General features: G+C 70.9%; 6 protein-coding genes and 1 pseudogene. 3 read left to right on the top strand and 4 right to left on the bottom strand.

Translation table 11 applies throughout. The features are described from left to right. The 3 genes and pseudogenes from G6023_RS02255 to G6023_RS15850 form a co-directional block, all read right to left on the bottom strand. Positions 1–490, bottom strand: a 490-nt coding sequence (locus tag G6023_RS02255; RefSeq protein WP_182633966.1) for an HAD family hydrolase, incomplete at its 3' end; no start/stop codon positions are given. Further along, complete coding sequence (locus G6023_RS02250) at positions 487–1,041, bottom strand: TetR family transcriptional regulator (protein WP_182633965.1); 555 nt, start codon at positions 1,039–1,041, stop codon at positions 487–489. The genes G6023_RS02250 and G6023_RS02255, both read right to left, overlap by 4 nt. 67 nt (positions 1,042–1,108) lie before the next feature. Further along, positions 1,109–1,501: pseudogene (locus G6023_RS15850) on the bottom strand (GMC oxidoreductase); the annotation flags it as partial. A 416-nt stretch (positions 1,502–1,917) separates the two neighbouring features. Between G6023_RS15850 and ppk2 the strand changes: the two are divergent. From ppk2 to G6023_RS02230, 3 genes are all read left to right on the top strand, one after another. Next, positions 1,918–2,832, top strand: coding sequence for a polyphosphate kinase 2 (ppk2, locus tag G6023_RS02240; RefSeq protein WP_241727623.1), 915 nt, complete (start codon positions 1,918–1,920; stop codon positions 2,830–2,832). Positions 2,833–2,917: 85 nt separating this feature from the next. Then, positions 2,918–3,961: an enoyl-CoA hydratase/isomerase family protein gene (locus G6023_RS02235; protein WP_067713328.1), complete on the top strand. Its 1,044-nt coding sequence runs from the start codon at positions 2,918–2,920 to the stop codon at positions 3,959–3,961. A 73-nt stretch (positions 3,962–4,034) separates the two neighbouring features. Then, on the top strand, positions 4,035–5,204 hold the full coding sequence (locus G6023_RS02230) for an AI-2E family transporter (protein WP_182633963.1): 1,170 nt from the start codon (positions 4,035–4,037) through the stop codon (positions 5,202–5,204). A 14-nt stretch (positions 5,205–5,218) separates the two neighbouring features. On the opposite strand, the gene G6023_RS02225 is transcribed toward G6023_RS02230, so the two are convergent. Continuing rightward, positions 5,219–6,787 (bottom strand): serine hydrolase (locus G6023_RS02225; protein ID WP_241727622.1); only part of this gene is annotated, 1,569 nt, incomplete at its 5' end.

Below are 6,787 nucleotides of genomic sequence, written 5' to 3'. Positions count from 1 at the left end.
CCCGGGCGGCGGCGAGGGCGTCGCGGACGAGGTGGGCGCGGTCCGCGTGGTGATCACCGAACGCGCCGAGTCCGGGGTCGGGCAGCCCGTCGAAGCCACAGAGCCGCAGCTTGAGCAGCGCCGTCCGCCGCATGTTGCCCGTGACGATCCCCTGGTGCAGTCGCGGGTCCGCGGCCAGGGCGGCGACAGCTTCGTGGGCGCCGGGCAGGGGGCCGCCACCTCCGGCCAGGAGATCCTCCCCGAGCGTTTCGCAGCGCCGGGCCACGGCGTCCATGAGGGAGAGGACCACCTCGTCGTCGTCGACACCTATCCCGTTGATCTCGAGCAGATCGGTGAGGATCGCGCGGTCGGTCCGTCCGGCGAAGGACGCGCCCATGACGGGGTCGCGGCCGAGGAGGTCGGCGAGCGCCGGGGTGATCATGCGGGTCCCGAAGCCGGCGGGGTCGAGGAGGGTGAGGTCGAGGTCCCACAGGACGAGTACGTCGCTCACGTCCCGAACGTCTCCAGCAGCGGCGCCAGCCAGGTGGTGAGGAAGGTGCGGAGGTCGTCGTCGGAGCGGGCCTCGGGCGAGTCCAGGCACAGCACCGACCAGCCCACGTGCACGCCCACCTCCGCGACCAGGTCCAGGCGGCCGGCCAGTTGCGGGAACCGCTCGGCGGCGGGGACGAGGAGCGCGACCGCGTACTGGCGGGCCCGTTCGGCGGAGCCGGGGTCGAAGATGGGGTTCGAGCCGCCGCCGAGCGTGAGCGCGCGCAGCAGGGGATCGTCGAGGATGCAGTGGCGGCCCACCACCACGATCTCCACGACCAGCTCGAGGGGCGTCGTCGCGGCGTCGAGCACATCGGTGAACGCGCCGGTGAGCATGGTGAGTCGCTCGGAGACGGCCTGCGAGACCAGGTCCTCGCGGCTGCCGAAGATGGAGTAGACGGTCTGGCGGCTGACCTCGGCCTGCTTGGCGACCGCGGCGATCGTGACGCCCCCGAAACCGGCGCGCCCGATGACCGCTCGGGTGGCGTCGAGGATGGAGTCGCGGGAGCGCACCACTCCAGTATCCCGGACGCCGCCGGACGCCGTGCCCGAAAAACGGTGCCCCTAGAAGTCGGCGCCCCTAAAAAACGACGCCCACGTCCTGCCGCACGATCCTGTCCAGCGCGCGCTCGGCGATCGCGGCGATGGTCAGCGACGGGTTGCACGCGGCGGTCGTGCCGGGGATGAGCGCGCCGTCGACGACGTACAGCCCGCGCTGGCCCAGGACGCGGCCGTCGAGGTCGCAGACCTGTCCCATGACGGCGCCGCCGAGCGGGTGCCAGGTGGAGTTGAGCATGCGGTTGGTGTCCGTGAGGTGGCCGGTCGGGCCGGCGATGGCGCGTGCGGTGCGATCGACGTGGGTGAGGATGCCGGAGTCGCCGTCGGCCGGCCAGCGGATGATCCCGCGGTCCTGCGCCGAGTCGTAGACGACCCGACCGCGGTCCGCGCTGACGCCGTAGCCGACCATCACCGTGAACCACAGGGCGCGCTCGTCGGGGGAGGTGGCGCTGGGGAGGGTGGTGGAGTCCGGTCCGGTGGGCCAGCGGCGGCCTCGTTCGACGTCGACGACGGCGACGCCCGCCTCAGCGAGACGAAGCGCCGAGATGCCGCCGCCGAATCCGCTCCCGACCACGATGCACCGGTGGTCCTGCACCTCGTGGGGGATCCGTCCGGGTGCGGGGGAGTCGGTCGCGACGCCGGCGGAGTCGGTCGGCTGGGCGGCAGCCGTGGGGTCGGTGGCCAGGGCGGCGATCCCGGCCGCGGCGACGGTTCCGAGGAAGCCCCGGCGGGAGAGGTGCGGCATGGGCGTGAAACTAGACAGTATTGCCGGAAACTGTCAAGATCGTCATCCCGGTCGAGGAGGCCGGGTCGGGTCCGTAGGCTCGGGCCATGAGCAGCAAGAAGCCCTCCGATAAGAGCGGCAGCAAGAGCGCGTCCAAGAGCAGTTCCAAGAGCGCGTCCAAGAGCGGTGCCAAGAAGAAGGACCTCCTGCCCAGCGGTCTGGAGAAGCTGCCGAAGAAGGCCTACGAGGCCGAGCTCGAGCGGCTGCAGGCGGAGCTGGTCGAGATGCAGGCGTGGCTCCGCGAGACCGGCAACCGGATGGTGGTGGTCTTCGAGGGGCGCGACGCCGCGGGCAAGGGCTCGGCCATCAAGCGGATCACGCAGTACCTCAACCCGAGGCACGCCCGGATCGTGGCATTGCCCGCCCCGACGGAGGTGCACAAGACGCAGTGGTACTTCCAGCGCTACATCGAGCACCTGCCGGCGGCCGGGGAGATCGTGATCTTCGACCGGTCCTGGTACAACCGCGCCGGGGTGGAGCGGGTGATGGGCTTCTGCACACCCGACGAGTACCGCCGGTTCCTGCACCAGGCTCCGATCTTCGAGCGGCTGCTGGTGGAGGACGGGATCATGCTGCGCAAGTACTGGTTCTCCGTGTCCGACGAGGAGCAGGAGCGCCGGTTCCGGTCGCGCCACGATGATCCGATGCGCCGGTGGAAGCTCTCGCCGATGGATCTGGAGTCCATCACCCGGTGGGAGGACTACAGCCGGGCCAAGGACGAGATGTTCGTCCACACCGACATCCCCGAGGCGCCGTGGTTCACGGTCGAGTCCGAGGACAAGAAGCGCTCGCGGATCAACGTCATCTCGCACCTGCTGTCGACCGTGCCGTGGGAGAAGCTCGACCCGCCGGCGCTGGAGATCCCCGAGCGGCCGAAGGGCGCGGACTCGAACTACGACCGCCCGCCGCGCGAGGAGTTCAGGTGCGTGCCGGACGTGGCCTCGCAGTTGTTGGAGGGTTGAGGCGGCGGGCCCGCATCGGGGGCAGCGAAGTAGGAATTCCTAGTATCCGTGCGACGGTCTCCGGGCGGCCTGACACTATGGGGTCATGAGCGAATTCGTCAGCAGCCGGCGTGATGGCCGGATACAGCACATCGTCCTGGACCGCCCCAAGGCCCTGAACTCGCTGGACCTGTCCATGTGCCGGGCCCTGCACACGGCGCTGGACGAGGCGTCCAAGGACGAGGACGTCGAGGCCGTCATCACCACCAGCACCTCGGAGAAGGCGTTCTGTGCGGGTGGCGACATCCGCGCGTTGCGCGACGCCGCGGCGGCCGGTGAGCACGAGAGGAACCACGAATTCTTCTCCGAGGAGTACGCGATGGATCTGGCGTACCACACGCACCGTGTTCCCACGGTCGCCGTGATCCACGGGGTGGCCATGGGCGGGGGCCTGGGCGTCTCGATCAACGGCTCGCACCGCGTGGTGACCAAGAAGGTCATGATGGCCATGCCGGAGACGGCGATCGGCTTCATCCCGGACGTCGGCGCCAGCCACTTCCTGCCGCGCCTGTGCGGCGGGGGCGCGCGCGGCCTGGCCGTGGCGATCTACCTGGGCACGACGGGCGTGCGGATGAACTCCGCCGACGCCCTCTTCACCGGCCTGGCCACCCACCTGATCGACGACGACGAGCGCAACGCCTTCGTCGACGCCGTCGCCGCCATCGGCTTGGCCGACGCGCTGAAGAGGTTCGGTCTCGAGCGCGCCGAGGCGGGGGAGTCCGCCGTCGAGGCCCGTATCGAGCGCATCGAGGACGTCTTCTCCCGCGACACCGCGCAGGAGATGATCGCGGCGCTGGAGTCCGGTGAGCAGGACGAGTGGGCCACGTCCACTCTCGAGATGTTGCGGTCGCACTGCCCCACGTCAATCGTCGCCACCATCGAGCTGCTGCGTGCCGGCGCGAAGGCGGAGGACCTGCGGGAGTGCCTGGACAACGAGCTGGCCCTGGGCGCCTGGATCACCGCCCGCCCGGACTTCGTCGAGGGCGTGCGGGCCGTCGTGATCGACAAGGACCGCAACCCCACCTGGGACCCAGCGGACCTCGACTCCGTGGACGTCGACGCCATCCGCTCGGCGCTCGCCGGGAACTGATCGGTTTCCCCGGGGTCGATCGGGATACGCTGAGCGGCGTCCGGCGCACGAGGCGCCGCACGTGAGGAGCGTCATGACTAGCAGCGGAGACAACGCGGGTCCGCGGGCGGCGCCGACGCCGGCGGACCCGACGCCGGAGGCGCTGGCTCCGCACGAGGAACCCAAGGGCTGGGGCATCGCCGGCGTCACGGCGGTGTCCCTCGCGGCCCTGTTCGTGGTGGTGTGGGGACTGTCCGAGCACGCGAGCCTGCTGATGCCGGCGTTCCTGGCGCTGAACCTGGTCATCGCCGCCCAGCCCCTGCAGCGGGTGCTGCAGCGGGCCGGGCTGCCCCGCTGGGGGGCGATGATCATCGTCCTGCTGGTGCTCTACCTGCTGCTGGCCGCGCTGGTCGGGATGCTGGTGTGGGCGTTGTGGGTGGCGGCCGAGGAGATCCCGCAATACCAGGACAAGTTCATCGAACTGTACGAGCAGACGATCGCGTTCCTCGGCACCTTCGGCGTGAGCGAGGATCAGGTCACCTCGAGCCTCCAGGGAGTGGACCCCACCACGATCGTCGGCACCCTGCAGAACGTCGCGGGCCAGTTGTCCTCGGCCGGCGGTCAGCTCACCGTCCTGGTGATCGCGCTGACGTTCCTCGTGTTCGACGTCCCCGGCATCACGAGGCGCCGCGCGGTGATCGCCCGGCAGCGGCCCCGGCTCGCCGACGCCCTCGGGTCGTTTACCGACGGCGTGAAGTCGTACTGGATCGTCTCCACGGTCTTCGGCCTCATCGTGGCTGTGATCGACACGGTGGCCCTGATGATCCTCGGCGTGCCGCTGGCGCTGGTGTGGGGCGTGCTCGCGTTCGTCACCAACTACATCCCCAACATCGGCTTCGTGCTGGGACTGGTGCCGCCCGCACTGTTCGCGCTGCTCACCGGGGGACCGGTCGAGGCGATCTGGGTGGTGGTGATCTACAGCGTCGTCAACCTGGTCATGCAGAGCTTCATCCAGCCCAAGTTCACGGGTGACGCCGTGGGGCTGACCCCCACCGTGACGTTCCTGTCGTTGGTGTTCTGGTCGGCGATCGCCGGTGCGCTGGGCGCGATCCTCGCCGTCCCGCTGACGCTGGCGGTCAAGGCGTTCCTCGTGGACGCCGACCCCCGGATGGCCTGGCTCTCCACGTTCCTCACGACCCCGGACGCGGACGCCAAGAGGGACCGGCCGCGCGCGGCGCGGCTGGAGGCGGGGCGGTCGGCGTAGTTCCGGCCGGACGGTCAGGCGGCGGGCTCGGTGGGCTCGGTGGGCTCGTCCCCGACGCGGGTGAAGGTGCCCAGGCCGTTGCCGTCGAGGAGATCGACGGTCACCGTGTCGCCGTCGACGGTGACGCTGCCGCGGGAGCCGGGCGGCCAGTTCTCACCGACCGGGCTCACGGCGAAGGTGTCGCCGTCCCAGTGTTCGAGCGGCCAAACCTGCGGGCCCGGGCCCACGTCCAGCGCGAGTGCGGGGCCGGCGTCCGGCGGATCGTCCGGATCCCCGTCCGACCGGGCGGCGACGCGGCGGATCTCGATCTCGCCGAAGTAGTCGTTGCGGTAGACGCCCACCAGCTCATCCGCCGGGCGCGGCGGTGCGGGGGCGGAGAGTTGCCGAGTGGAGACCAGGTCGCCGACGGGGGCCAGCAGTGGGCCGAACGCCTCGCCGTACAGCTCCCGCCACTCCAGGGTGGGGTCGCCGAACTGCGCGTAGTCCGCGAAGCGCGAATTGATCGTCTCCGCCACCCCGACGGGCGAGGCGTTGGTCAGGGTGATGATGCCGAGGTCCAGCGACGGCATCATGAGCATCGCCGTCCCGGCGCCGAGCGCGAACGCCCCGGAGTGACTCCACTCGACGCGGCCGGAGGAACTGGTGGAGATGTTGAACCCGTAGCCGTAGGTCCCGGTCCGGTCCGCTGCGGACTGCGGGGGTGAGGACACGGCCTGCGGGGTCAGAGCCTGTCGGAGTGCGTCGGAGGGGACGACCTGCGAGCCGCCGGGCCCGGCGCCGTCGGCGAGCACCATCGACATCCACCGCGCCATGTCCGTGACCGACGAGCTCAGGCCCCCCGCGGGGGACTGGGCGTCCGGATCGCGCGCGGGATCGGCCGGAACCCAGTCCCCGGACGACTCGCCCGACTCGTCGGCGGCCGCGCGGACGTGGCCGACGACGCGGTTGTCGCGGTCGAGGAGGTCCTCGTAGGAGTAGGAGGTGTCGTCCATGTCGAGGGGGTCGAAGAGCCGCTCGCGGGCCAGCTCCGGCCAGGGGGTGCCAGCCGCGACGGCCACGGCTTCGGCTCCGGCGGTGAGCCCGAAGTTGGTGTACGCGTACGAGGCGCGGAACGGCTCCAGCGGCAGGTGGCGCAGCCCGTGCAGGATCGCCGGGCGGTCGTACCCGAGGTCCTCGAGATCGTCGCCTGCGTGCTCGGGCAACCCGGAGCGGTGCGCGAACAGGTCGCCCACCGTCACGTCGGCGGTCACGCCCGGATCGGACAGGGCGAACCACGGGAGGTGCTCGCGCACGGGAGTCGACCAGTCGACCTCACCCGCAGCGGTCTCCGCGGCCACGACGGTGGCGCTGACCGGCTTGGACACCGACGCCATGGGGAACACCGTCCGCGCGTCGACCTCCTCGCCGGTCTCGGTGCTGCGCACGCCGAACCCCTCGGCCAACGCCACCTCGCCACCGTGCACCACCGCCACTGCGACGCCCGGGATGCCCGAGGCCTCGAGCTCCTCCTCGACGATGTCGGTCACCTTGCCGATCGCGTACTCGACCCGGTCCTCCGAGACCTCCAGTCCGGAGTAGGCCGC

The organism is Dietzia sp. DQ11-71 (genome assembly GCF_014144995.1).
GTDB classification, from domain to species: domain Bacteria; phylum Actinomycetota; class Actinomycetes; order Mycobacteriales; family Mycobacteriaceae; genus Dietzia; species Dietzia kunjamensis.
This window is presented reverse-complemented; position numbering and strand designations above follow the sequence as displayed.